Origin of the sequence: Parabacteroides sp. AF14-59 (assembly GCF_003479515.1) — a bacterium.
Lineage (GTDB): Bacteria > Bacteroidota > Bacteroidia > Bacteroidales > Tannerellaceae > Parabacteroides > Parabacteroides faecis.
This window is the reverse complement of the sequence record NZ_QUHH01000058.1, coordinates 1-765: the sequence shown is the minus strand read 5'-3', so window position 1 is coordinate 765 and position 765 is coordinate 1. Positions and strand designations below refer to the sequence as shown.

Annotated in this window: 1 protein-coding gene; it reads left to right on the top strand. The window is 42.1% G+C overall.

The window, feature by feature from the left end:
• Positions 1 to 583 (top strand): IS3 family transposase (locus DWW23_RS26905; protein ID WP_233564471.1); only part of this gene is annotated, 583 nt, incomplete at its 5' end.
• Between the last annotated feature and the right edge of the window lie 182 nt (positions 584 to 765).

Sequence of the window (765 nt, the reverse complement as noted above, 5' to 3'; positions counted from 1 at the left end):
GGCTCCTTGTCAGCTGATGGTCAGCGACATTACCTATATTCATCTGGGAGAGAATCTGGTAACGGGTAAAAATATTTTTTGTTTTTTGTCAGTCGTCACTGACGCTTATAGTAAGGAAATCATAGGATATAGTATTGGAGAAACGTTGGATACTAAGTATCCTTTAGATGCTTTGGAAATGGCTATCAGCCATTATGGTCGAAAAGACTTGTCCGGTTTGATCCATCATTCTGACCGTGGTATCCAGTATGCCAGTTATGCCTATACAGCCCGCTTGAAAGACTGCGGAATCCGCATAAGCATGACTGAAAATGGAAACCCCAAGGAAAATGCCATAGCCGAACGGGTAAATAATACCATTAAGAATGAACTTCTTAAAGATATGAAGTTTACTTGTATCCCGGAAGTGAAAACTGCGGTAAAATCGGCTGTAGACTTCTATAACAATGAACGTCCGCATTGGAGTCTGGACGGCATGACCCCGTCTCAGGCTGCACAGTGCAGGGGAGAACTGAAGAAAAGGTGGATAAGTTATCGGGAAAATGCCATTAAGAGCCAGATAAACGTAAGTCTGACTGGATAAAAGAATATCAGACTGAGGAAACTCTTTGGAGGCTTCGCGCCTCCAGCCGCATGGCAATCCTCCGCGGTGGTTTTTCATAATTTATTTGGAGAGAATCACACTCTTGATTATTTTTGCCGGCAGATAATTAGAGAGTAAACCTCTTTCAGAAATAAACAACAAAAGGGACAACCCTTTTTATT